Annotated in this window: 20 protein-coding genes; 7 read left to right on the plus strand and 13 right to left on the minus strand. The window is 67.8% G+C overall.

Annotation, left to right across the window (positions count from 1 at the left end):
• The first annotated feature begins 8 nt into the window (after nucleotides 1-8).
• Together ACSQ3Y_RS27415 and ACSQ3Y_RS27420 are read left to right on the plus strand one after the other, a co-directional pair.
• On the plus strand, nucleotides 9-836 hold the full coding sequence (locus tag ACSQ3Y_RS27415; protein WP_427999603.1) for a phosphodiesterase: 828 nt from the start codon (nucleotides 9-11) through the stop codon (nucleotides 834-836).
• Between the two features lie 318 nt (nucleotides 837-1,154).
• Nucleotides 1,155-2,813 carry a Na/Pi cotransporter family protein gene (locus tag ACSQ3Y_RS27420; protein WP_057201966.1) on the plus strand — a complete coding sequence of 553 codons (1,659 nt, stop codon included), beginning with the start codon at nucleotides 1,155-1,157 and terminating at the stop codon, nucleotides 2,811-2,813.
• Nucleotides 2,814-2,832: 19 nt separating this feature from the next.
• Here ACSQ3Y_RS27420 and ACSQ3Y_RS27425 read toward each other — a convergent pair whose 3' ends face one another.
• A complete protein-coding gene (locus ACSQ3Y_RS27425) occupies nucleotides 2,833-3,648 on the minus strand; it encodes an NUDIX hydrolase (RefSeq protein WP_436179477.1) in 816 nt (271 codons plus the stop codon).
• Nucleotides 3,645-4,628 carry a quinone oxidoreductase family protein gene (locus ACSQ3Y_RS27430; protein ID WP_436179478.1) on the minus strand — a complete coding sequence of 328 codons (984 nt, stop codon included), beginning with the start codon at nucleotides 4,626-4,628 and terminating at the stop codon, nucleotides 3,645-3,647. The genes ACSQ3Y_RS27425 and ACSQ3Y_RS27430 overlap by 4 nt, the downstream gene beginning before the upstream one ends.
• A gap of 92 nt (nucleotides 4,629-4,720) precedes the next feature.
• Between ACSQ3Y_RS27430 and ACSQ3Y_RS27435 the strand changes: the two genes are divergently transcribed.
• On the plus strand, nucleotides 4,721-5,620 hold the full coding sequence (locus ACSQ3Y_RS27435; RefSeq protein ID WP_436179479.1) for a DMT family transporter: 900 nt from the start codon (nucleotides 4,721-4,723) through the stop codon (nucleotides 5,618-5,620).
• A 22-nt stretch (nucleotides 5,621-5,642) separates the two neighbouring features.
• Here ACSQ3Y_RS27435 and ACSQ3Y_RS27440 read toward each other — a convergent pair whose 3' ends face one another.
• The 11 genes from ACSQ3Y_RS27440 to ACSQ3Y_RS27490 all read right to left on the minus strand — a co-directional run bounded on the left by ACSQ3Y_RS27440 (nucleotide 5,643) and on the right by ACSQ3Y_RS27490 (nucleotide 19,388).
• Nucleotides 5,643-8,306, minus strand: coding sequence for a bifunctional diguanylate cyclase/phosphodiesterase (locus tag ACSQ3Y_RS27440; protein ID WP_057201962.1), 2,664 nt, complete (start codon nucleotides 8,304-8,306; stop codon nucleotides 5,643-5,645).
• Nucleotides 8,303-9,412, minus strand: coding sequence for a TRAP transporter substrate-binding protein (locus ACSQ3Y_RS27445; protein WP_436179480.1), 1,110 nt, complete (start codon nucleotides 9,410-9,412; stop codon nucleotides 8,303-8,305). The genes ACSQ3Y_RS27440 and ACSQ3Y_RS27445 overlap by 4 nt, the downstream gene beginning before the upstream one ends.
• Before the next feature lie 271 nt (nucleotides 9,413-9,683).
• Nucleotides 9,684-10,487, minus strand: coding sequence for an SDR family oxidoreductase (locus ACSQ3Y_RS27450; protein ID WP_057201960.1), 804 nt, complete (start codon nucleotides 10,485-10,487; stop codon nucleotides 9,684-9,686).
• Between the two features lie 103 nt (nucleotides 10,488-10,590).
• On the minus strand, nucleotides 10,591-11,538 hold the full coding sequence (locus tag ACSQ3Y_RS27455) for a DMT family transporter (protein WP_057201959.1): 948 nt from the start codon (nucleotides 11,536-11,538) through the stop codon (nucleotides 10,591-10,593).
• A 153-nt stretch (nucleotides 11,539-11,691) separates the two neighbouring features.
• Complete coding sequence (locus ACSQ3Y_RS27460) at nucleotides 11,692-12,993, minus strand: DUF3422 family protein (RefSeq protein ID WP_057201958.1); 1,302 nt, start codon at nucleotides 12,991-12,993, stop codon at nucleotides 11,692-11,694.
• A gap of 125 nt (nucleotides 12,994-13,118) precedes the next feature.
• Nucleotides 13,119-14,630 carry a tripartite tricarboxylate transporter permease gene (locus tag ACSQ3Y_RS27465; RefSeq protein WP_057201957.1) on the minus strand — a complete coding sequence of 504 codons (1,512 nt, stop codon included), beginning with the start codon at nucleotides 14,628-14,630 and terminating at the stop codon, nucleotides 13,119-13,121.
• Between the two features lie 18 nt (nucleotides 14,631-14,648).
• Nucleotides 14,649-15,137, minus strand: coding sequence for a tripartite tricarboxylate transporter TctB family protein (locus ACSQ3Y_RS27470; protein WP_057201956.1), 489 nt, complete (start codon nucleotides 15,135-15,137; stop codon nucleotides 14,649-14,651).
• 130 nt (nucleotides 15,138-15,267) lie between these two features.
• The gene (locus ACSQ3Y_RS27475; RefSeq protein ID WP_057201955.1) at nucleotides 15,268-17,076 is read right to left on the minus strand and encodes a GspE/PulE family protein; all 1,809 of its coding nucleotides are present in this window, start codon (nucleotides 17,074-17,076) and stop codon (nucleotides 15,268-15,270) included.
• A 60-nt stretch (nucleotides 17,077-17,136) separates the two neighbouring features.
• Nucleotides 17,137-17,898, minus strand: a complete 762-nt coding sequence (locus ACSQ3Y_RS27480) for a spermidine synthase (protein WP_436179481.1) — start codon at nucleotides 17,896-17,898, stop codon at nucleotides 17,137-17,139.
• Nucleotides 17,899-18,456, minus strand: coding sequence for a DNA-deoxyinosine glycosylase (locus tag ACSQ3Y_RS27485; RefSeq protein ID WP_427999598.1), 558 nt, complete (start codon nucleotides 18,454-18,456; stop codon nucleotides 17,899-17,901).
• Between the two features lie 71 nt (nucleotides 18,457-18,527).
• Entirely contained in the window at nucleotides 18,528-19,388 is an 861-nt protein-coding gene (locus ACSQ3Y_RS27490; RefSeq protein ID WP_057268487.1) for a TatD family hydrolase, read from the minus strand.
• 104 nt (nucleotides 19,389-19,492) lie between these two features.
• On the opposite strand from ACSQ3Y_RS27490, the gene ACSQ3Y_RS27495 reads away from it, so the two are divergent.
• The 4 genes from ACSQ3Y_RS27495 to ACSQ3Y_RS27510 are packed head-to-tail and all read left to right on the plus strand — an operon-like array spanning nucleotide 19,493 to nucleotide 23,533.
• Entirely contained in the window at nucleotides 19,493-20,428 is a 936-nt protein-coding gene (locus ACSQ3Y_RS27495) for a S1C family serine protease (protein WP_057268344.1), read from the plus strand.
• A gap of 39 nt (nucleotides 20,429-20,467) precedes the next feature.
• On the plus strand, nucleotides 20,468-21,484 hold the full coding sequence (locus ACSQ3Y_RS27500) for an AAA family ATPase (protein ID WP_057201951.1): 1,017 nt from the start codon (nucleotides 20,468-20,470) through the stop codon (nucleotides 21,482-21,484).
• Entirely contained in the window at nucleotides 21,465-22,469 is a 1,005-nt protein-coding gene (locus tag ACSQ3Y_RS27505; protein WP_427999597.1) for a DUF58 domain-containing protein, read from the plus strand. The genes ACSQ3Y_RS27500 and ACSQ3Y_RS27505 overlap by 20 nt, the downstream gene beginning before the upstream one ends.
• Nucleotides 22,470-22,489: 20 nt before the next feature.
• A complete protein-coding gene (locus ACSQ3Y_RS27510) occupies nucleotides 22,490-23,533 on the plus strand; it encodes a VWA domain-containing protein (RefSeq protein ID WP_057268485.1) in 1,044 nt (347 codons plus the stop codon).
• Nucleotides 23,534-23,542 lie beyond the last annotated feature (9 nt).

The following is a 23,542-nucleotide window of genomic DNA, read 5'->3' on the forward strand; positions in this document are numbered from 1 at the left end:
GCACTTCCATGAACACCCTGCTGCTGCAACTGTCTGACCTGCACATCCGCGAGCCTGGGCGCCTGGCCTATGGCCGCATCAACACCGCGCCTTACCTCACACAAGCGGTACAGGCCATCCTGCGCCTGCCACAACGGCCCGACGCGCTGGTGATCACCGGCGACCTGACGGACTTCGGCCGGGCTGCGGAATACGAACACCTGCGCGCGCTGCTGGCACCGCTGGGTGCCATGCCGACCTACCTGCTGCCCGGCAACCACGACGAACGCGCCCAGTTGCGCCAGAGCTTTGCGGAGCACGGCTACCTGGGCACGGACGGGTTCGTGCAGTACTGCGTGCCGGTCGGCGACCTGACCCTGATCGCGCTCGACACCGTGGTACCCGGCGCCAGCGAGGGCAGCCTGTGCGATGCGCGGCTGGCCTGGCTGGCCCAAGCGCTCGATGCGCACCGCCACCGCCCCGTGGTGATCGCCATGCACCACCCGCCTTTCCAGACGCTGATCGGCCACATGGACGCCATCGGGCTGCTGAGCGGTGCGGCAGAACTCGAAGCCCTGGTGGCGCGCCACCCGAACGTGGAGCGCATCGTCTGCGGCCACCTGCACCGCAGCATCCAGGTGCGCTTTGGCGGCTCCATCGCCATGACCGTGCCCTCGCCGGCCCACCAGGTCTGCCTGGACCTGGCGCCCGATGCGGCCTCGGCCTGGACGCTGGAGCCCCCCGGCTTCGGCCTGCATGCGCTACCCCAGGGAGGGCGCCTGGTGAGCCATACCGTTGCCAGCGGGCTGTACGAAGGGCCCTACCCCTTCCACGACGGTGGGCAGCTGATTGACTGAGGCCGCCCGGCACCGGGGGCACCGCACCCTTTTTCCAGCCTGGCCGGAGCAACACACCTTGCCGTGTCATGGACATGGTTCCTGTGCTATGGATTCAGGAGTATGCTAGAGCGTCCGCAATGTGACAGTTTTGTGACTAAAACGGGCGCTTCCCTGGTTTGCGGTCTGCCGTTTTTGCTGCAGTGCCGGCCTTTCGGCCTCGCAAACCTTTCCCGCGCCCGCTTCCGGGCCACACCAGCCTGCCCCCAAGGCAGCCGCAGCGGGCATGGCACGTGCTTCACAGTGCAGGTCAAAAATAAGAAAAGTTAGCGTTTACTCATGAAGCATCTCCTGAATCTCCTGGCCGCCGTTGCGCTGCTGATCTGGGGCACGCACCTGGTGCGCACCGGCATTCTGCGCGTGTTCGGCGCCAACCTGCGCCAGCTGATCGCCCACAGCGTCAGCACACGCATCACCGCCGTGCTGTCGGGCATCGGGGTCACGGCGCTGGTGCAGTCGAGCACGGCCACCGCGCTCATCGTGTCCTCCTTCGTCGGCCAGGGGCTGGTCACCCTGCCCGCCGCCCTGGCCGTGATGCTCGGGGCCGACGTGGGCACCAGCGTGATGGCCGTGGTCTTCGCCATGGACCTGTCGTGGCTGTCGCCGCTGTTCATCTTCGTCGGGGTGGTGCTGTTCATCACCCGCAAGGACACCGCCGCAGGCCGCGTGGGCCGGGTGCTGATCGGCCTGGGCCTGATGCTGCTGGCGCTGCGCCTGATCACCGAATCCACCACCGTGCTGACCCAGTCGCCCACGGTGCGCACCTTGCTGGGCGCGCTCACCAGCGACCTGCTGCTGGAGATCTTCACGGGCGCCGTGCTGGCCGTGGTGGCCTACTCCAGCCTGGCCACCGTGCTGCTGACCGCCACCCTGGCCGGCTCCGGCGGCATTCCGGTGGACGTGGCGCTGGGCCTGGTGATCGGCGCCAACCTGGGCAGTGGCCTGCTGGCCGTGCTGACCACCATGAAGGCGAATGTGCAGACGCGCCAGGTGCCCCTGGGCAACCTGTTCTTCAAGATCATCGGCGTGGCCATCATGACGCCCCTCACCGGCCTGTGGCTGCAGCATGTGCGGCCGTACGTTCCCGACACGGCCACGCTGGTGGTGCTGTTCCACCTGGCCTTCAACGTGGTGGTGGGCATCATCTGCATCGGCCTGACCGGCACCGTCGCCCGCGCCGTGCAGCGGCTGTTGCCGCAGCCGGACGCACAGGCGTCCGCCGCCGGGGCACGCCCCAAGCACCTGGACCCTTCGGCGCTGGCCACCCCATCGCTGGCCATCTCGTGCGCGGCACGCGAGGCCCTGCACCAGGCCGACGTGGTCGAGTCCATGATGATCGGCCTGCACACCGTGATCCGCACCGACGACCTCAAGCTCGCGCAGGACCTGCGCAAGCTCGACGACGAGGTGGACGGCCTGTACTCGGCCATCAAGTACTACCTGACCAAGATCTCGCGCGAGGCCCTGGACGAACGCGAAGGCCGGCGCTGGGCCGACATCATCAGCTTCACCATCAACATGGAGCAGATCGGCGACATCATCGAGCGCGTGCTGATCGACATCGAGGACAAGAAGATCAAGAAGGGCCGCCACTTCTCCGAGGCCGGGATGGAGGAGATCAACGAGCTGCACGCCCGCCTGCTGGACAACCTGCGCCTGGCAATGAGCGTCTTCCTCAACGGCAACGTGCGCGATGCGCAGAAGCTGCTGGAAGAGAAGGCGCGCTTTCGCGACCTGGAGCGTGCCTACTCGGCCACCCACCTGGTGCGCCTGTCGGACAACACGGTGCAGAGCATCGAGACCAGCTCGCTGCACATCGACCTGATCAGCGAGCTCAAGCGCATCAACTCGCTGCTGTGCTCGGTGGCCTACCCGATCCTGGAATCGGCCGGGGCGCTGGCACCGAGTCGGCTGCGCGCGGCGACCACGACCGACTGAGGCACGGCGGCGATCGCCGTCAGGCGCTGGAATCCAGGAAGCCGCCGATGACCAGCCCGGCCTCCTGGGTGAAGCCACCCTGGGCCACACGTTGCCGTACTTCGCCGAGGTCCAGCAACTCGAAGCGCTCCACCTCGCCATCCTGGTTGGCAGGATCCATGCCCTCGGGCACCGTGGCCCGGAACCAGTCGATGCGCTCGACCATGTAGCCGATGCCGCCGCCCTCGCGGCTGGGGCGGCCAAAGAGCACATGGCCACCGTGGGCGACTTGTGCCAGGTCCGACACATGCAGCCCCGCCTCTTCCCAGGTCTCTCGGGCCAAGGCTTCGTCCAGCGTATCGGCGGCCGAGACCATGCCCCCCATCAGCGTGTCCCACATGCCCGGGTTGTTGGGCTTGGTGCGCGAGCGCAGCTGCACCCACATGCGCCCGTCGGGCGCCAGGCCCACCAGGTGCACGGCCCGCGTGGCGATGCCCAGCACGCGCACGGCACCACGCTCCACGGTGGCGATCACCTCGCCCTGGGCGTTGGGCACGGCCAACTGCTCATTGCGCCACGGGCCGCAAAGGCTCCGGGCGCGCAGCGCGGCGGCGATGGCATTGAGGCCTGCGGTGGCCTGGCCCGCTGGTACGTCGAGGTGCCAGCCGCCCGCCTCCCTGTGCAGGCGATGGCCGCCCTCCAGCGCGGGGGCGACCGTGTCCAGCACGCCTTCGGCCACCGAGCCCACGACCTGCCCTGCCACGAGCAGCGGCAACCGGGCCTGCGCCGGAGGTTGCTGCGCGGCCACCCGGGCCGCCGCCAGCCAACCGGCAAAGGTCTGCGCGGGCGTGCTCACAGCGTGAGGATGGTGCAGCCGGTGGTCTTGCGGCCTTCGAGGTCGCGGTGTGCCTGCTGCACCTCGGCCAGCGGGTAGCGCTGGTCGATGTGGATCTTCACCTGGCCGCTGGCCACCACGGCGAACAGGTCGTCGGCCATGGCCTGCGTGCTTTCGCGCGTGGCGATGTGGGTGAACAGGGTCTGGCGCGTGACGTACAGCGAGCCCTTGGCACCGAGCGAGCCCGGTGCGAACGGCGGCACGGGGCCCGAGGCATTGCCGAAGCTGGCCATCAGGCCGAAGGGGCGCAGGCATTCGAGCGACTTGTCCCAGGTGTCCTTGCCCACCGAGTCGTACACCACCTTCACGCCCTGGCCGCCGGTGATCTCCTTGACGCGCGCCGCAAAGTCTTCGGTGTTGTAGTTGATGGCGTGGGCCGCACCATTGGCCAGCGCCAGCTGGCACTTGGCATCGGTGCCGGCGGTGCCGATGAGCTGCAGGCCCAGGGCCTTGGCCCACTGGCTGGCGATCAGGCCCACACCGCCAGCGGCGGCGTGGAAGAGTACGTGGTCGCCGGCCTGCAGGCCCTGCACCGGCAGCGTCTTCTTGAGCAGGTACTGCGCCGTGAGCCCCTTGAGCATCATGGCTGCGCCGGTCTCGAAGCTGATGGCATCGGGCAGCTTGCAGACGCACTTGGCTGGCAGCACGCGCAGTTCGCAGTAGCTGCCTGGCGGCTGGCTGGCATAGGCGGCGCGGTCGCCCACCTTCAGGTGCGTCACGCCCTCACCCACGGCTTCGACCATGCCAGCGGCCTCCATGCCGATGGTGGCGGGCATGCCCAACTGGTACAGGCCCGTGCGGTGGTACACGTCGATGAAGTTCAGGCCGATGGCATGGTGGCGGATGCGGATCTCGCCCGGGCCGGGCTCGCCCACAGTGACATCGACGAGGTGGAGTTCTTCGGGACCGCCATGCTGGCGGATCTGGACGGCGAGGCTCATGGGATCGGTCTCCTGTAACGGGTGGGACAAACGGCGGCCATCCTGCCATGAATCTGCAAGTCTTGCCCGCCGCGGGCAGATACAGTCACGGCATGACGCAAAGACTCTCGCCCGGCACTGCAGCGCTGTTGGTGGTACCGCCACTGCTCTGGGCCGGCAATGCCGTGGTCGGCCGGCTGGTGCACGACCTCATTCCGCCCCTCACCCTGAACTTCATCCGCTGGGTGCTGGCCTTTTTCATCCTGCTGCCCCTGGCGCACGGCGTGCTGCGCCGGGACAGCCCGCTGTGGCCGCACTGGCGCCGCTATGCATTGCTGGGCCTGCTCGGCGTGGGCTTGTACAACGCGCTGCAGTACATGGCACTGCAGACTTCCACCCCCATCAACGCCACCCTGGTAGGGTCGAGCATGCCGGTCTGGATGCTGGCCGTGGGCGCGCTGTTCTTCGGCGCGCCAGTCACGCGCCGCCAGGTGGCAGGGGCCTTTCTGTCCATGTGCGGGGTGCTGCTGGTGCTCAGCCGTGGCGAGTGGGGCCAGTTGCTGGCCCTGCGCCTGGTGCTGGGCGACCTGTTCATGGTGCTGGCCACCATCTCCTGGGCGTTCTACAGCTGGATGCTCTCGGGCACGCGCGAGCCGGCCGCCATCCGCGGCGACTGGGCGGCCTTCCTGATGGCGCAGATGGTCTTCGGCCTGGCCTGGTCGGGCTCGTTCGCGGGGCTCGAGTGGGCCACCGGGCGCACGCACATCGAATGGGGCTGGCCCCTGATCGCCGCGCTGGCCTTCATCGCCGTGGGGCCGGCCGTGCTGGCCTACCGTTTCTGGGGCGTGGGGGTGCAGCGGGCCGGGCCGGCGATGGCCAGCTTCTTCGTGAACCTCACGCCGCTGTTCGCGGCCCTGCTGTCGGCGGCCTTCCTGGGCGACACGCCGCAGCTGTTCCACGGCGTGGCCTTCGCGCTGATCGTCGGCGGGATCGTCGTCTCCTCGCGGCGCTGAAGACCGGGCCGATCCCCAGAGGTCAGGCAGTGAGCGCGGTGCTGCTGGCGCCCAGCAGGCTCTCCAGGTCGGCCACGGGCACGGGGCGGCCCATCAGGTAGCCCTGGAAGAACTGGCAGCCGTGCAGGGCCAGAAAATCCTTTTGCGCCTGGGTCTCGACGCCTTCGGCAATCACGTCGAGCTCCAGGTTGCGCGCCATGCCGATGATGGTCTGCACGATCACGTCGTCGGTGTGCTTGACGCCCAGGTTGCGCACGAAGGACTGGTCGATCTTGAGCTGGTCCAGCGGCAGGCGTGTGAGGTAGGCAAGCGAGGAGTAGCCGGTGCCGAAATCGTCCACCGAGAAGCGCACGCCCTTGGTCTTGAGCAGGCCCATCTTGGCGATGGTGTCGTCCACGTTGTCGAGCACCAGGGACTCGGTGAGTTCCAGCTTGAGCAGGTGCGGGCGGGCCCCGGTCTCGCGCAGCACCTCGACCACCCGGGCCACGAAATCGCGCTGGCGAAACTGCCGCGCACTGACGTTGACCGACAGTTGCACGTGGCGGTAGCGCGCGTCGCCCTGCCAGGCGGCCAGCTGCTCGCAGGCCGTGCGCAGCACCCAGTGGCCCATGGGCACGATGAGCTCGCTCTCCTCGGCCACGCCGATGAAGTGGCCCGGCCCGATCAGGCCGCGCTCGGGGTGGCGCCAGCGGATCAGCGCCTCGGCCCCGACGATGCGGCCATCCAGGTGGAACTGGGGCTGGTAGTGCAGCACGAACTGGCGGCCGGTCAGCGCCGCCTGCAGATCGCTCTCAAGCTGCGCACGCTGGCTGATCGCGATCTGCATCTGCGGGTCGAAGAAGCACAACGCATTGCGGCCCTGGGACTTGACCTGGTACATGGCGATGTCGGCCTGCTTGAGCAGGTCCACCGAAGGCTGCATGGCGCCCCCCATCAGCGTGGCGCCGATGCTGGGGGTGCTGTGGTAAGTGTGGGTGCCCAGCGTGTAGGGCTGGTTGAGCTTGCGCAGGATCTTCTGGCCCACCCGGCGCGCATAGGCGGCGGCCTCGCTGCTGTGCTCCGAGAGGTCGCTGAGCATCACCACGAATTCGTCCCCGCCCAGGCGGGCCACCGTGTCTTCGCGCCGCACACAGGCCTTCAGGCGCTGCGCCACCTGGCGCAGCAGCATGTCCCCCACCTCATGGCCCAGGGTGTCGTTGAGGGTCTTGAAGTGGTCCAGGTCCAGGAACAGCAGGGCGCCATGCTGGCCGCTGCGCACGCTGGCGGCCGTGGCCTGCTGCATGCGGTCCATCAGCAGGCGCCGGTTGGGCAGGTTGGTCAGGGGGTCGAAGAAGGCCAGGCTCTCGATCTCGGCACTGGCCTGGCGCAATTCGGTCACGTCGTGGTAGGTGATGACCAGCCCCGACTCCGGCGTCACCCGCTCGGTGATCTGGATCACGCGGCCATCGGGCAGCGATTGCTCGTGCGGCCCCTGCGGCTGCAATTGCAGCGCCAGGCGGTGCTCTATCCACAGCGCACGCTCCGAATCGGAGGCGTGCGGCAGGTGGTGCCGGGCCTTTTCTTCCAATACCTTGCGGAACGGCACCTGCGGCGCCAGCATGGGCTGGAGCCAGGGAAAGATCTCTTCGAACCGCCGGTTCCATTGCACCACGCGCTGCGCGCCATCGAGCAGCACAAAGCCGCTGACCATGGACTCCAGGGCCTGGTCCAGCGTGGCCTTGCTCTGGGCAATGGCCAGGCGTGCCTGCGTCATCCGGTCAATGTAGCGCAGGGCGAACCCGCCTGCCGCCAGGATCATGGCCAGAAACGCGAACGCCGTGAAGGCCACGGCATTGCGCTCGGTGCGCCAGGAGGCCAGGGCATCGCTCTGCGGAATGCTGGCCGAGATGCGCAGGTCCTGGTACAGGATGGGCCGGTACACCACCAGCGCGACCTCGCCGCTCAAGCGCGCCGGCGCGCGCCATTGCGGGCCGCTCTCGTCCAGGGTATCGAGCGGCGGTGACAGGGTGTGGGTGACGACGTCCTCGCGGCTGGGCACGCTCAGCAGCATCTGCCCGCCCGCCCGCTCCATCGTGACCTGCAGGCCGCTGATGTCCACGCCCTGCACCAGCACCGAACTGAGCGAGGCCACGGGCAACTCGGCCAGCGCCACCACGCGCGAGCTGTCGGCCATCTTCAGGTGGCGCGCAAAATACAGCACCCGCTCGGCGCTGGCAAAGCTCACCACCGGCTGGCTGACCATGAGGGTGGAGACCGACTGGCGCAGCACCTCGTCCAGAAAGCCGGACGGCAGGTCCAGCGCGAGCCGGCTGCCGGCCGCGTCGGAAGACGCGATCACCTTGCCCTGGGCATCCACCAGCGCCACGTAGCGCACCATGAGGTTCTGGCGGGCCGAGCTGCGCAGGCGCTGGCTGGCGCTGTCGGAGTCGATCCAGTCCACCATGGCGGCCGACAGCCCCAGCAGTTCGTCCATGCTGGCCAGCAGCACGTCCACGGAGAGCAGCGAACGGTTGAGCGCCGCCTCGGCCCCGGCCACGAAGCGCGTGGCCTGCGTGGCGCTGTCGGCCAGCGCCACCTGGCGTGCATTCCAGACCAGCGCGGCCGCCACCAGGGCCACCGACGCGAGGAAGAAGGCCACCGCCCCCGAGACGTAGATCTTGATGCGTGCGGGCGAGGATGGGTTCATTTGCCAGGCGCCGCGGCCAGGCCGCGCACGGGCCCGATGGTTCGGTTCCAGATATCGGCGCAGCGCGGGCCGCAGCGCTGCACCCAGCGCGGCAGCACCGTGGAGGCCAGGATCTCGCGGCGGCTCTTCTCGTCCTGCTCCGACACGGGCACGATGACCATGCTGCCCTTGCGCCCGCCGCTGCAGCTGGCCGCTCCGCGGTTGCAGGCCATGCCGTCTGCCGTCTCGCGCTCGGCCTCCTCCCAGATCGCGGCCTCCAGGCGGGGCAGCTCGCGGCGCAGCAGTGCCCGCAACTCGGGCGGCAAGGCCTCCCAGGCGGCCTGGTTGGCGGCAAACACCGCCAGGCCCCAGTTCACCGGCAATGCGTGCAGGTGCGAGGTCATGGTGTGCAGGCCCAGGGTGTTGCCCGACATGGTGCCGGTGATCGCACACTCGGTGTTGCCAGCTGACAGGCTGGTCACGATCTGCGCAAAGCCCGTGAGCACAGGAATGCCGCCCAGCGCCCCGACGAAATCGGCCTGGCTGGACGAGGACACACGGATGCGCCGGCCCGACAGGTCGGCCAGGTTGCGCAGTGGCTTCTTGCAGAAGACCACCTGGGCCGGGTAGACATAGATGGCCAGGGCCTCGACCCCGTGCTGGTCACGCAGGGCCTTTTCCAGATAGGGACGAAACGCGGTCACGGTGCTCTTGAGCGTGGCAATGTCGGGGTTGAGCCCCGCGAGGTCGGGCGCCGTGTACTCCGGGTACTGGGCCGAGAAGGAACTCATCAGCGTGGTGCCAAAGGGCACCACCCCGAGCTGCAGCAGGCGCAGCATCTCCCCGCCGGGCACGCCAGCGCGGTCGAAAGGCACGATCTCGGCCTCGAACTTGCCGCCGCTCAGGCGCGCCAGGTCCTTGCTCCAGAAAGGCTCTTCCTGCCGTGTGTACTGGTTGATGCTGGCCAGGCCACCCACGATGCGCAGCTTGTAGGGCGCAGGGGTCTTGGCGGCCGGTGCGGCCCCGCCCGCCTGGGCCCAGGCAGCGCCGCTGCCACACGCCCACACGCTGGCCCCCAGCAGGGCCAGTGCGGCGAATCGGCTTGTCAGGACACGGGACAGGTTCATGGCGTTGGTATCTCCGGCCTTATTTTTCGTCCTAATTTCCCAAAGTATGGAAAAAATGTGCGCAAAACACAACGGACCACGGTAGGGCCATCAGTCCATTGTGCCTTTGCAAACCCCACTGGATACCGGGAAAACACGCGGGAATGCGCCCCTTGCAACACACAGGGCGTGCCTCCCTCCACACCCCTTGATGGGTATCAAGGGGCTGCAGGGCACTGCCCGGGTGCTCCCTGCTGGAATGTCCCAGGCATCCAGGCCGGACAGCAGCCCCTCAGAACGTGCCCTGGTACGCGCCCCCATCCGCCAGCACATTCTGGCCCGTCATGTAGCCGGCCTGCACGCTGCACAGGAAGGCACAGATGGCGCCGAATTCTTCGGCCGTGCCATAGCGCCCGGCCGGGATCTGGGCTTGCTGCGATTTGCGAAATTCTTCCACGCTGGTGCCGGACTTGGCAGCGGCGGTGCCGATGGTGGTGGCCAGCCGGTCGGTATCGAACTTGCCCGGCAAGAGGTTGTTGATGGTCACCCCACCCGCAGCCAGCTTGCTGCGCGCCACGCCGGCCACGAAGCCCGTGAGCCCGCTGCGCGCGCCATTGGACAGGCCCAGGATGTCGATGGGCGCCTTCACGGCGCTGGAGGTGATGTTGACGATGCGGCCAAAGCCGCGCTCTGCCATGCCATCCACCGTGGCCTTGATGAGCTCGATGGGGGTGAGCATGTTCGCGTCCACGGCCTTGATCCAGGCATCGCGGTCCCAGTTGCGGAAATCGCCCGGGGGCGGCCCGCCCGCGTTCGTGACCACGATGTCGAAGCCCTGCCCCGGGCCACCGGCGGCCGAGAACACGGCGGCCCGACCCTCGGGCGTGGTGATGTCAGCGGCCACCGCCAGGACCTGCACCTTGCCGGCCGCGCCCTGCGCCTGCAGGCGGGACACCGCCTGGGCCAGCACATCGGCATTGCGGGCATTGATGACGACATGAACCCCCTCGTTCACCAGCGCCTGGGCACAGCCGAAGCCCAGGCCCTTGCTCGCACCACACACCAACGCCCACTTGCCTGCAATACCCAGATCCATGTCCAACTCCGTGATTCATGAGGAGGTGCACACCGCACCCCCGCTCGCCAAATCATAAGTGGACTTGGACGGCCCTGCCCACAACGGGGCACTGCCCCGGCCCTCAGGCGGGCTGGCGGGCCGGGCGGGTGAAGACGAAGATGCCCGCAACCACCAGCGCCGTGCCGCACGCCACCCACACGGTGAAGGGCTCCCCCAGGATCCAGATGCCCATGAGGATGGTGGACAGGGGCCCCACCATGCCGATCTGCGCGGCCGTGCCGGCACCGATGCGCTCGATGGCCATCATCACCATGAGCACCGGCACCGCCGTGCACAGCGTGGCATTGAGCACCGATAGCCAGATCACCTCGGGCGCCACGATGGCCGCCGAGAACGGCCGCAGCACCACGAACTGCAGCAGGCAGCACAGGCAGGCCACGGTGGTCGCCAGGCCCACGAGCCTGAGCGAGCCGATGCGCCGGACCATCTCGCCGCTGTACACCAGGTAGACGGCATAGCTCACCGCGCTCAGGAACACCAGCAGCGCGCCCAGCGCGGCGTTGCTGCCCTGCAGATTGGCCTCGTGGCCGAAGACCAGCACCACGCCGCAGTAGCTCACCAGCATGCCCAGGGCCTGGCCCCAGCGGATGCCCCGGCGGTACAGCACCCAGCCGAGCATCATCACCAGGGTGGGGTTGAGGTACAGAATCAGGCGCTCCAGACTGGCACTGATGTAGGCCAGCCCGGCAAAGTCCAGGAAACTGGCCAGGTAGTAGCCCGTGATGCCCAGGCCCGCAATGCCCAGCCAGTCCTTGCGCGACAGCGGCGGCTTGCCCCGGCTGGCCCACCAGCCCATGGCGGCAAAGATGGGCAGCGCGAACAGCATGCGGTACATGATGAGCGTGACCGCATCCACCCCGTGGCGGTAGGCCAGCTTGACGATGATGGCCTTGCCGCTGAAGGCAATCGAACCGAACAGCGCCAGCAGCAGGCCTGATGCGATGGGTTTGCTGGCGGCTTTGGCGTGCGCAGCGGGCTGCGGTGGCTGGGGCGGTGAGGGGTTCGACAAGAAAAGGTTCTCTCAGATCAGGGGCATGGCAGGCGCCGGTGGCCGCTCCTGCATCGTGTGCATGCCTATGAGTTTGGCATGGGAAGCTGGGCTTGTGCCATCGAACCTGCGCGCGGGCGGCCCCGCCATCGGCGATGGCCAGCGAGACCCTGCTCAGTGCCGGTTGCGGAACAAGCGGTGGTGCAGTCGCCGCAGCGACCACCACACCCCGAGCGCCACCAGTGGAATCGCCACGGCCGCCGTGGTCTCGGCCGACAGGGGCCAGCCCAGTTTCTGCGCGCCCTTGGCCAGGTAGCTCACCAGGCCCACGATGTAGTAGGTGATGGCCGCCACCGAGAGGCCCTCCACCGTGGACTGCATCTTGAGCTGCAGGTCCTGGCGGTGGTTCATGGTGGCCAGCAGCGCCTGGCTGCTTTGCTGCTGCTCGATCTCCACGCGCGTGCGCAGCAGGTTGCTCATGCGCGAGACGCGCTGCGACAGCGCATCCTGGCGCCGGGCCGCCCATTCGCAGGTGCTGCGGGCAGGGGTCAGGCGCCGGTCCATGAACTCGCGGATGGTCTGCATGCCCGCCAGGCGCGACTCGGCAATGTCCTGTATGCGCTTGTCCAGCAACTCGAAGTAGGCGCTGCTGGCGGAAAACCGCGAATGCGTGGCCGCGTACTGGCTTTCCACCTGCCCGGCCAGCCGCGTCAGGCGGTCCAGCAGCGCCGGCTCGGCATCGCGGTTGGCGGTGCGAATGGCATCGGCCAGCTCGGCCAGTTCGCGCTCGGCAAAGGCCAGTTCGCTGGCAGCCTCGCGCGCAGCGGGCAGGCCCAGCAGCGCGGCCATGCGGTAGGTCTCGATCTCCAGCAGGCGCTGCACCAGCCGGCCCAGGCGGCGCGGCGTCATGCCGCCGGCCAGCAGCACCATGCGCGAGAAGCCGTCCGCATGGATCGCAAAGTCGGTGTACACCTCGCCATGGCCATCGGCCACGGTGGAAGCCACCAGCGTGTCCTCGTGCAGCACATGCTTGACCAGCGAGCCCGAGCCGAAGGTGTGCGTGGGCAGCACCCAGAGGTTCAGGCTGCACAGGCACTGGCCGGGCAAGGCGGCAAGCCACTCCTGGGGCACGGCATCGGTGGCGCCCGCCGGATCACGCTCGCCGAAGGCGTCCACTTGCGCAGGCACCATGAAGGTCCAGGAGATGAACTCCGTGTGCAGCTCCCAGCGCATGCGAAAGGCCCCCAGGTCCATGCGCAGGTGCGTGGTCTGGGCATCGGGCAGCGCCATGTGGTGGTCGCGCAGGAGCGCGGCCACATGGGCCCGGCTGGCCTCGCGCCCGGCGGCATCCGCCAGCATCACGATGTGGGCAATCGCCAGCGGCGCCGCCATGGCCTCCGGCGGGCGGGCGTGGATCTCGTTGTGCAGCAGGGTCCGGTGCGGGTGCTGCAGGAAACCGGTGGTGGATGTGGGCATGCGAAGTTCTGGGAACGTTGCGCCATTGTGTACCGGGCTCCTGCAGGCCCTGCCCGGCAGGCTCGCCAAAAAACAACGGCGCCCGAAGGCGCCGTTGTGTCAACAGTCAGAGCAGGCCAAGGCTATCAGTCCTCGACGAAGGCCTCTTCGCGCTTGTTCTTCACCGCAGGCAGCAGCACGATCACCAGCAGCAGGGCGGCAGCCGCCAACAAGCCGGCCGACAGCGGACGCGTGACGAACACGCTCCAGTCGCCGCGCGACAGCAGCAGCGCGCGGCGCAGGTTTTCTTCCATCATCGGGCCCAGGATGAAGCCCAGCAGCAAGGGCGCAGGCTCTGTACCCAGCTTGTGGAAGATGTAACCCACCAGGCCAAACGCGCCCACCATCCAGATGTCGAAGGTGTTGTTGTTCGTGGAGTACACGCCGACCGCGCAGAACAGCACGATGGAAGGGTACAGCCAGCGGTAAGGCACGGTGAGCAGCTTGATCCAGATGCCGATCAGCGGCAGGTTCAGGATGATCAGCATGGCGTTGCCGATCCACATCGAAGCGATCAGGCCCCAGAACAGTTCGGGGTTGCTCGTCATCACCTGGGGACCAGGCTGGATGTTGTGGATGGTCATGGCACCGACCATCAGCGCCATCACGGCGTTGGGAGGGATACCCAGCGTCAGCAGCGGGATGAACGAGGTCTGCGCACCGGCGTTGTTGGCCGCTTCGGGCGATGCCACGCCGCGGATGTTGCCTTGGCCGAACGGCACTTCGCCGGGCTTGAGCTTGGTCTTCTTTTCGATGGTGTAGGCAGCGAAAGCAGCCAGCAGGGCACCACCGCCGGGCAGGATACCGAGGGCAGAGCCCAGGGCCGTACCGCGCAGCACCGCAGGGATCATGCGCTTGAAGTCTTCCTTGGTGGGGAACAGGCCCTCGACCTTGGCCGTGAACACTTCGCGTTCGTCATCGGGACGCGAGAGGTTGGCAATGATTTCACCGTAGCCGAACACGCCCATGGCGATGGTCACGAAGCCGATACCGTCGGTCAGTTCAGGGATGTCGAAGCTGAAGCGGGCCACGCCCGAGTTCACGTCGGTACCCACCAGGCCCATCAGCAGGCCCAGCACGATCATGGCCACGGCCTTGAGCAGCGAACCCGAGGCCAGCACCACGGCACCGATCAGGCCCAGCACCATCAGCGAGAAGTATTCGGCAGGGCCGAACTTGAAGGCCACTTCGGTCAGCGGAGGAGCGAAGGCCGCCAGGATCAGCGTACCCACGCAACCGGCGAAGAACGAACCCAGGCCGGCCGCCGCAAGCGCCGGACCTGCCCGGCCCTTGCGCGCCATCTGGTAGCCGTCGATCACGGTCACCACCGAGGACGACTCGCCCGGCAGGTTGACCAAAATGGCGGTGGTGGAACCACCGTACTGTGCGCCGTAGTAGATACCGGCCAGCATGATCAGCGCCGCCACGGGGGGCAGAGCGTAGGTGGCGGGCAGCAGCATGGCGATGGTGGCCACGGGGCCGATGCCCGGCAGCACGCCGATCAGCGTGCCCAAGAGACAGCCGACAAAGCAATAGATCAGGTTCTGAAAGGTGAACGCGACGCTGAAGCCAAGCGACAGGTTGTCAAACAATTCCATGGTGTGGGTGCTCCTGGCTTAACCGGAAATGAAACTGGGCCACACCGGGAACTGAAGCTTCAGCGCCCAGACGAAGGCGACGTAGCTGCCGATGGCGAGCACGGTGGCAAGAACGAAAACATCGCGGGCCTTGAACTCATTGCCAGCCAGGCTGGAGATGAAGGTCAGTGCGTAGATGCCGACGATGAGGCCCATGGCCGGGATGCCCAGGCTGGGCAAGCCGCCCAGCAGAATGCCGAAGGCAAAGTTGGCGGCCAGGATGAAGAACAGGGGCTTCCAGGCCCACTTGCCGATCTTGTCGCCGTCCACTGTTTCGACCACAGTGGCCTTGAACGTGATCACGCTGCCGATGATGGCCAGCAGGATCCCCAGCATGAGCGGGAAGTACCCGGGTCCCATGCGGGCGCCATTGCCAACGTTGTACGTGGTGGCACCCCACGCAAACGCGACTCCGACACCCATGAACATGAGGCCGGAAAAAAAGTCTTTCTGACTCTTGATTTGCAAGATATGTCTCCTATGCGGATTTCACAACCGTGCGATTGTGCTGGCAACAGGAGGCTTATCGGATGTGGATTCCACCTACACCCGGTAACACTCGGGACCGCGCGTTTTCCCTCTGTACGAAGCGCGAAAATCAGTCCATGGGTGGCGTTGCGGACATCACTTCCTCGATCGTCGTGAGCCCCTCCGCCACCCGCAGCGCACCGGCCAGGCGCAGGGGCCGCATGCCGTCGGTGATGGCCTGGCGGCGCAGGGCTTCCATCGAGGGCGCCGTGGTGATCTTGTCCTTGAGCGCCTCGCTCACCGTGAGCAGTTCGTACAGCCCCATGCGGCCCTGGAAACCGGTCATGCGGCAGTCCACGCAACCCACGGCCTTGTAGGGCTGGTAGGCGCCGCTGAGCTTCCAGGGCTTGATGAAGGCGCTGAGCGCCTCGCGGTCGGCCGACTCGTCCTTTTGCTTGCACTGCTTGCAGAAGGTGCGCACCAGACGCTGCGCGAGCACGCCGAGCAGCGTGGCGTTGATGAGGTACGAGGGCACGCCCAGCTCCATCATGCGGGTGATGGCCGAAGGCGCGTCGTTGGTGTGCAGCGTGGAGAACACCAGATGGCCCGTGAGCGCCGCCTGGATGGCCATCTCGGCCGTTTCCAGGTCGCGGATTTCGCCGACCATGATGATGTCCGGGTCCTGGCGCATCAGCGCGCGCAGGCCTTCGGCGAAATTGAAATCGAGCTGCGGCTGCACCTGGGTCTGGTTGAAGCTCGGCTCGATCATTTCGATCGGGTCCTCCACCGTGCTCACATTGACCTCTTCCGTGGCCACGCGCTTGAGCGTGGAGTACAGCGTGGTGGTCTTGCCCGAGCCCGTGGGCCCGGTCACCAGGATGATGCCGTGCGGCCGCTTGACCAGCGCCTCCCAGCGCGCCGCGTCGTGCTGCGCAAAGCCCAGCGCGTCCAGGTCCTTGACGGTGTTGTCGGGATCGAAGATCCGCATCACCATCTTTTCGCCAAAGGCCGTAGGCAGCGTGGACAAACGCATTTCCACCTCGTCGCCGCGCTGGTTGCGGGTCTTGATGCGGCCGTCCTGCGGGCGGCGCTTTTCCACCACGTCGATGCGGCCCAGCAGCTTGATGCGCGAGATCATCGCGTTGTGCACGCCCATGGGCATCTGGTAGACCGGGTGCAACACACCGTCGATGCGAAAGCGGATCACCCCCTGCTCGCGCCGTGGCTCCAGGTGGATGTCGCTGGCTCGCTGGTCAAAGGCGTACTGCCAGAGCCAGTCCACCACCTTGACCACGCCCTGGTCGTTGGCATCGAGCTGCTTGTTGCTGCGCCCGAGCTCCACCAGTTGCTCGAAGCTGCTACCGCCCGATGCGCCACCCGCCTTCTGCGCGGCGCGGACGGATTTGGCCAGCGCAAAGAACTCCGCCGTGAAGCGGTGGATGTCCTGCGGGTTGGCCACCACGCGGCGCACCGTGCGGCGCGCCTGGCGCTCGACCTCGGCCACCCAGTCATCGACGAAGGGCTCGGCCGTGGCCACCACCACCTCCTTGGGGGTCACCTGCACAGGCAGCACCTTGTGGCGCTCGGCATAGGTGGCGCTCATGGTGTCGGCGACCCGGCCCACGTCCACCCGAAGCGGGTCGATGCGCATGTACGGCAGGCCGGCGCGCTGCGCCAGGTACTCGGTGAGCAGTTCGATGTCCAGCGGCTTGCCATCGGAGGCGCGCGTCATGGCCACCGCAGCCAGCCGCACCAGGGCCGGCTGCGAGCTTTCGGCCTGCGAGCAGCGGGCAATGGTGCGCTGCGCCTCCTCCTGGGAGATCACGCCATCGGCGCTCAGCCATTCGACCATGCGGCGCCAGTCCACGGGCCCGATGTGGTTGACCGGCTTGATGGCCGCCTTGGCGGCGGGGATGGGGGGGATGACGGCGGTGCTCATGTCTGCAGACCTCTCAGAGGGGGTGGACGGGGCAGGACGAAGGAGTCGGGTGCACCATGTTCAGGCAACCGGCTTGAAAACGCGCATCCACTTGGTGGTGGGCAGGCCCCAGCGCTCCTGGATGGCCTCGGCCCGGGCGGCCAGCTCGGTGCGCTTGGGCCGCCTGGGCGTGCGCTGGGCCAGCACCACGGTGTTGCCTTCGCGCGTGGGCTTGAAGGCCCACAGCGCATCGTCGCCAAAGGCGCTGGCCATGCTCTTGAGGCTCTTCTCGTAGCTCGAGGAGCGACCGAACAGGTTCACGGTCATGCTGCCGTCCTCGGACAGCAGGGCGCGGCAATCGGCATAGAAGTCGGGGCTGTCGAGCACGGGGGCGGCGGCATCGTGGTCGTACAGGTCCACGGCGAGCGCATCGACCGTGCCGAGCCACATGGGGTTCTGGATCTCCTGGGCCGCATCGGCCAGCACCACGCGCAGCTTGGGGCCGTCGGGCGGCAGCTTGAACCACTGGCGGCACACGGCCACCACCTGCGGGTTGAGTTCGATGGCGGTGGCGCACAGGCGCAGCTTCTTGTGGCAGAACTTGGTGATGGCCCCGGCACCCAGGCCCAGTTGCATGGCGTGGCGCTTGCCCACCGAAGCGGGCTCGACGAAAAGCAGCCAGGCCATCATGCGCTGCACGTATTCGAGCTCCAGCGCGAAGGGTTCGGCCACGCGCATGGAGCCCTGGATCCAGGGCGTTCCCAGGTGCAGGTGGCGCACCTCGCCATCGTCGGAGACGCTGACTTCGGGCAGTTCGATGGGGCTGGTTTTCTTGCGGGTCATTCAGGTCAATTGGTGGCGGGCCATGAGTTCGGCCCACGCGTTCAGTTTGCGCTCGAAGCTCCAGGAGGCATTGGCCGGGCTGGTGGACGGCAGTTTGTACACCGGCACGCCCAGGGCTGCGGTGCGCGCGGAGTGCTTGAAGCTCTCACCCCCATTGTGGGCGATGGCGGCCAGGCGCGGCGCCACGGCGCGCAGCGAGGCGAAATCGTTCACCACGGCATGGCGGATGTCTGCGTCCAGGCTGCCCTCGCGCTCGCAGCTGGCATACACGTCCCACAGGCCCAGGCCGCGCGCCAGCAGCCATTCGCAGCGCCCGGCATAGCTGGCGGGTCCGGCAGGACCGGGCAGGGGGTGCTGCGGCCAGATGGCCTGCAGGATGCTCCAGAAGTGGTTCTGCGGATGGCCGTAGTACTGCTGCGCGCGCAGCGAGGCGGCACCAGGGAAGCTGCCCAGCACCAGGACGACGGTGCTGGCGGACACCACGGCGGGCAGTCCGACCAGCCGGAGAGCGGGAGCGTCGGTATCGTGGGGTGGCAACGGGGTGGTGGGGGCAGGCATGCGGCGTGGAGGGCCGGATGCACGGGCACCCGATCACTATCAAATATATAGCTAAAAACCCAGATTTATCGTCACGAATCGGTAAAAGACCGTGACACCCCTTGCCGGGTCTGGAGCAGCGAGGCCACGCGCGGCAGGGCCGCCAGCGCGTTGGCGGTGGAGGCTTCGGCCAGCGCCTGCACGGTCATGCCGCGCAGTTCGGCCACCACCTCGCCGATGCGTGGCAGCTCGCCCGGGGTGTTGCGCCCCTGGGGCCGGCCCGCCTCGCGCTCGGCGGCGGTGGTGTAGAGCCAGTGCGGGGGAATGTCGGGAGAGTCGGTCTCCATCACCAGGCAGTGGAGCGGCAACTGGGCGGCCAGGCGGCGCAGTTGCAGGGCCCGGTCGTAGGTGACCGCCCCACCGAAGCCGAGCTTGAAGCCCAGGTCCACGAAGGCCTGCGCCTGCTGCTCGCTGCCGTTGAAGGCATGGGCGATGCCCGACAGGCCCCGGACCTCGCGCAGGCCCTTGAGCAGTTTGTCGGCCGAACGGCGCACGTGCAGGATCACCGGCAGCCCGAAGCGCCGTGCCAGCTGGAGCTGCGCACGGTAGAAGTGCTCCTGCCGGGCCGGATCCAGCCCCGGCACGAAATAGTCGAGCCCGATCTCGCCCACGGCGACGAGGCGCGGGTCTTCCCGATGCTGCTCCAGCGCTTGCCCGAGCAGTTCAAGGTCTCCATCTGCGGCATGTCCGGTGTACAAGGGATGGATGCCCAAGGCGTAGCTGTCCCCATACTGGTGCGCAAGGGCGCGCACGGCATCCCAGTTGGACTGCTCCACCGCAGGCAGCACGCAATGCCCAACGCCGGCCTGGCGGGCCTGCTCGCGCACGGTGTCGGTGTCGGAGGCCAGTTCGGGTGCATCCAGGTGGCAATGGGTATCTATCCAGAAGTTCATGGCAAACATGATGCACGATGGAAACCCCCGGGGTATGCACAGGGGCGCGATCCGTGCTACTGTGAAAACATGCGCCATGCCATGGTGTATCGGAAGGTGACAGGATGCCCAGACCCACTGTCTACAGCAGCTCCCGCCCCGCCCGCCGCCCTGCCGGGGCTGCGGCCCCGAGCGATGCTGCGCCCTCGGAACCGGTAGCCCCGACGGCGCCAGCCACCAGCCAGCCCGCCGGCAGGCCCCAGGCGGTCACCCTTTCGCGCCGCAACCTCTACGCCCTGTGGGGCGCCTTGCTGGTGCTGGCGGCCCTGCTCGTCACCAGCGTGTGGCTGAACCAGCGCAGCGTGCCCCGCAAACTCACCCAGGAAGACATCGACCAGGCGGTGCTGCGCACGCTGGAAACCACCACCCTGCCCTCGGCGGCCGCACGCGCCGTGGAGACCATCGCGCCTTCGGTGGTGCGCGTGGTGGGCTTCGGGCGCAGCAAGAACGGCAAGGACGAGGTCGAGCGCGGCGTGGGCACGGGCGTGGTGATCGTCGACAAAGGCATCATCCTCACCAACCTGCACGTGGTGCAGGGGTCCGACCGCATCCAGCTGACCTTCCACGACGGGCTGCAGACCACGGCCACCATCACCGGCGTACAGCCCGAGAACGACCTGGCCGTGCTGCAGGCCCACAAGGTGCCCGACGACCTGGAGGCCGCCTCCCTGCGCTCCACCAACGACCTGCGCCCCGGCGACCAGGTCGCCGTGGTGGGATTTCCCTTCGGCATCGGCCCATCGGCCTCGGCGGGTGTGATCTCGGGCCTGGGGCGCCAGTTCACCTCGCCCGAAGGCAAGCGCGAGCTGGGCAACCTGATCCAATTCGACGCGGCGGCCAACCCCGGCAACTCGGGCGGCCCGCTGGTCACCATGGATGGGGAGGTGATCGGCATCGTCACCGCCATCCTGAACCCCACGCCAGCACGCACCTTCATCGGCATCGGCTTTGCCGTGCCCATCGAGAACGCGGCGTCGGCCGTGGGCATGTCGCCCTTCTGACCACCCTTCAATACGCACCCCATCCTCGCAAGGAGTCCCATGGAACCGACCCCGCAGCCGTTTGCATCGAACGCCGCCACCGCCACGCTGATGGAGCAGGTGCTCTACGAAGTCAAGCGCGTCGTGGTCGGGCAGGACCGCTTCCTGGAGCGCGTGATGGTAGCCATGCTGGCCCAGGGCCACCTGCTGGTCGAGGGCGTGCCGGGCCTGGCCAAGACGCTCACCGTGAAGACCCTGGCCAGCACCATCCAGGGCAGCTTCAAGCGCATCCAGTTCACGCCCGACCTGGTGCCCGCCGACCTGGTGGGCACACGCATGTACAACCAGAAGACGGGCGAGTTCAGCACCTCCCTGGGCCCGGTATTCACCCACCTGCTGCTGGCCGATGAAATCAACCGCGCACCCGCCAAGGTGCAGAGCGCGCTGCTCGAAGTGATGCAGGAGCGCCAGGTGACGATTGCCGGCGAAACACACAAGGTGCCCTCGCCCTTTCTGGTGATGGCCACGCAGAACCCCATCGAGACCGAAGGCACCTACGCCCTGCCCGAAGCCCAGGTGGACCGCTTCATGATGAAGGTGCTGCTCGACTACCCCACCGAGGAAGAGGAGTTCGTGATCGCCCAGCGCGCGCTCGCTGATCCCGTGCAGGTGCTTCCCGTGGCCACCACGGCCCAGTTGGCCACGCTGCAGGCCGAATGCCGCAGCGTGTATGTCGACCCTTCGCTGCTGCAATACGCCGTGAAGCTGGTGGCCGCCACGCGCGCACCGGCCCGGCACGACCTCAAGGACCTGGCGCCCTTCATCGCCTGCGGCGCCAGCCCGCGCGCCACCATTTGCCTGGCCGAAGGCGCCCAGGCCCTGGCCATGCTGCGCGGACGCAGCTACGTGCTGCCCGAGGACATGACCGACCTGGCGGCCGACGTGCTGCGCCACCGCCTGTCGCTGTCGTACGAAGCACTGTCCGAGGGCCTGGACGCCGATGCGCTGATCACGCGCATCATGGCCAAGGTGCCCGCCCCTGCCAAGCCCTTGCACCATGAGCAAAAAGCCGCCTGACACCGCAGCCACCGCCGCGCGCGCGCTGCCCACCCTGCCCGGCCAGGCCGACCGCCTGCTGCGGCAGCTGGAGTGGAGTGTCATCCGCCGGCTCGACGGGCTGCTGCAGGGCGACTACCGCACGCTGATGCGCGGGGCCGGCCTGGACCTCATGGACCTGCGCGAGTACCAGCCCCACGACGACGTGCGCCACATCGACTGGAATGTGACGGCGCGCCTGAACACCCCCCATGTGCGCGTGTTCACCGAAGACCGCGAGATGTCCGCCTGGTTCCTGCTGGACCTGAGCCCCTCGGTCAACTTCGGCCCGCAGGGCAACGCCAAGCGCGACATCCTCACCGGCTTCGTGGCCGTGCTCTCGCGCCTGCTCACGCGCCACGGCAACCGCGTGGGCGCCATGCTCTACGGCGCAGGGGGTGCCGACACGCGCGCCGTGGACACCGTGCTGCCCCCGCGCAGCGGCCGCGCCCATGTGCTGCACCTGGTGCATCAGTTGCTCAAGCCCGCGCCCCCACTGCAATCGGGCAGCACCGAACTGCACCTGCTTTTGCAGGGGGCGCTGGGCACCTTGCGCCGGCGCTCCACGGTGTTCGTGGTGTCCGACTTCATCAGCGCCCCCGGCTGGGAAAAGCCCCTGGCCCAACTGGCCCGCCGGCATGACGTGGTGAGCGTGCGCCTGCTCGATCCGCTGGAGCTGGAGCTGCCCGACGTGGGCCTGGTCACGCTGCGCGACGCCGAGAGCGGCGAGCAACTGCAGGTGGACACGCATGACAGCGGCTTTCGCCACCGCTTTGCCCGCCTGGCGGCGCAGCGCGAGGCCGTGCTGCGCGAGGGCCTGGCCAAGGCCGGTGCCGACACCCTGGAGCTGCGCACCGACGACGACCTGGTGGATGCACTGCTGCGCTTCATGGACCTGCGCCAGCACCGCGTGCGCCCCCCCACGCACCCCTTTTTCCAATGGACGGCCCCACGGGCCGCCGCCTGACTACCACAGGACACGCCACCATGGTCTTTCTCTGGCCCTCCCTGCTCTGGCTGCTGCTGGCCGTGCCGCTGCTGGTACTGCTGTACTGGTGGCTGCTGCACCGGCGCAAGAAAACCGCACTGAGCTACTCCAGCCTGTCGCTGGTGCGCGAAGCCATGGGCCCGGCGCAGCACCTGCGCCGGCACATTCCGCCGTTTCTCTTTTTGCTGGCGCTGGTGGCCCTGCTGCTGGCCGCGGCCCGGCCGCTGGCGGTGATCACCCTGCCCTCGCAGGACCAGACCATCATGCTGGCCATGGACGTCTCGGGCAGCATGCGCGCCACCGATGTGCAGCCCGACCGCATCACTGCCGCGCAGGACGCCGCCAAGGCCTTCATCGCCGAGCTGCCGCGCCATGTGCGCGTGGGCATCGTGGCCTTTGCCGGCAGCGCCCAGCTGGCGCAGTTGCCCACGCAGAGCCGCGACGACCTGGTCAAGGCGATCGACAGCTTTCAGCTGCAGCGCGGCACGGCCACGGGCAACGGCATCATGCTGTCGCTGGCCACCCTCTTCCCCGATGCCGGCATCGACATCTCGGCCCTGGGCGGGCGCCAGGCGATGAAGCCACGGCCCCTGGAAGAACTCAACAAGCAGGACCCCGCCAAGCCCTTTACCCCCGTGGCCCCGGGCTCCTACAACTCGGCCGCCATCATCATGCTGACCGATGGCCAGCGCACCACCGGGGTGGACCCGCTCGAAGCCGCCAAGTGGGCTGCCGACCGGGGCGTGCGCGTGTACACCGTGGGCGTGGGCACGCTGCAGGGCGAAACCATCGGCTTCGAGGGCTGGTCCATGCGCGTGCGGCTGGACGAAGAGACCCTGAAGGCCGTGGCCACCCGCACCGCCGCCGAATACTTCCACGCCGCCACGGCAGCCGACCTCAAGAAGGTCTACGAGACCCTGAGCTCGCGCCTCACGGTAGAGAAAAAGGAAACCGAGATCTCGGCGCTGCTGGCGCTGGCCGGGGCCGTGCTGGCGCTGCTCGCAGCCAGCCTGTCGGTATGGTGGTACGGGCGGGTGATGTAGACACCGCCC

The organism is Acidovorax sp. LjRoot66 (genome assembly GCF_964253305.1).
Taxonomy (GTDB): Bacteria; Pseudomonadota; Gammaproteobacteria; order Burkholderiales; family Burkholderiaceae_C; genus Acidovorax.

What these genes read in the sequence shown, in the direction of transcription:
- ACSQ3Y_RS27440 (WP_057201962.1), bottom strand. Translation starts at nt 8,306, where the DNA reads ATGAACCCATCCTCGCCCGCACGCATCAAGATCTACGTCTCGGGGGCG.
- ACSQ3Y_RS27450 (WP_057201960.1), bottom strand. Translation starts at nt 10,487, where the DNA reads ATGGATCTGGGTATTGCAGGCAAGTGGGCGTTGGTGTGTGGTGCGAGC.
- ACSQ3Y_RS27430 (WP_436179478.1), bottom strand. Translation starts at nt 4,628, where the DNA reads ATGAGCCTCGCCGTCCAGATCCGCCAGCATGGCGGTCCCGAAGAACTC.
- ACSQ3Y_RS27490 (WP_057268487.1), bottom strand. Translation starts at nt 19,388, where the DNA reads ATGAACTTCTGGATAGATACCCATTGCCACCTGGATGCACCCGAACTG.
- ACSQ3Y_RS27475 (WP_057201955.1), bottom strand. Translation starts at nt 17,076, where the DNA reads ATGAGCACCGCCGTCATCCCCCCCATCCCCGCCGCCAAGGCGGCCATC.
- ACSQ3Y_RS27460 (WP_057201958.1), bottom strand. Translation starts at nt 12,993, where the DNA reads ATGCCCACATCCACCACCGGTTTCCTGCAGCACCCGCACCGGACCCTG.
- ACSQ3Y_RS27445 (WP_436179480.1), bottom strand. Translation starts at nt 9,412, where the DNA reads ATGAACCTGTCCCGTGTCCTGACAAGCCGATTCGCCGCACTGGCCCTG.
- ACSQ3Y_RS27505 (WP_427999597.1), top strand. Translation starts at nt 21,465, where the DNA reads ATGAGCAAAAAGCCGCCTGACACCGCAGCCACCGCCGCGCGCGCGCTG.
- ACSQ3Y_RS27485 (WP_427999598.1), bottom strand. Translation starts at nt 18,456, where the DNA reads ATGCCTGCCCCCACCACCCCGTTGCCACCCCACGATACCGACGCTCCC.
- ACSQ3Y_RS27480 (WP_436179481.1), bottom strand. Translation starts at nt 17,898, where the DNA reads ATGACCCGCAAGAAAACCAGCCCCATCGAACTGCCCGAAGTCAGCGTC.
- ACSQ3Y_RS27495 (WP_057268344.1), top strand. Translation starts at nt 19,493, where the DNA reads ATGCCCAGACCCACTGTCTACAGCAGCTCCCGCCCCGCCCGCCGCCCT.
- ACSQ3Y_RS27500 (WP_057201951.1), top strand. Translation starts at nt 20,468, where the DNA reads ATGGAACCGACCCCGCAGCCGTTTGCATCGAACGCCGCCACCGCCACG.
- ACSQ3Y_RS27435 (WP_436179479.1), top strand. Translation starts at nt 4,721, where the DNA reads ATGACGCAAAGACTCTCGCCCGGCACTGCAGCGCTGTTGGTGGTACCG.
- ACSQ3Y_RS27465 (WP_057201957.1), bottom strand. Translation starts at nt 14,630, where the DNA reads ATGGAATTGTTTGACAACCTGTCGCTTGGCTTCAGCGTCGCGTTCACC.
- ACSQ3Y_RS27510 (WP_057268485.1), top strand. Translation starts at nt 22,490, where the DNA reads ATGGTCTTTCTCTGGCCCTCCCTGCTCTGGCTGCTGCTGGCCGTGCCG.
- ACSQ3Y_RS27415 (WP_427999603.1), top strand. Translation starts at nt 9, where the DNA reads ATGAACACCCTGCTGCTGCAACTGTCTGACCTGCACATCCGCGAGCCT.
- ACSQ3Y_RS27420 (WP_057201966.1), top strand. Translation starts at nt 1,155, where the DNA reads ATGAAGCATCTCCTGAATCTCCTGGCCGCCGTTGCGCTGCTGATCTGG.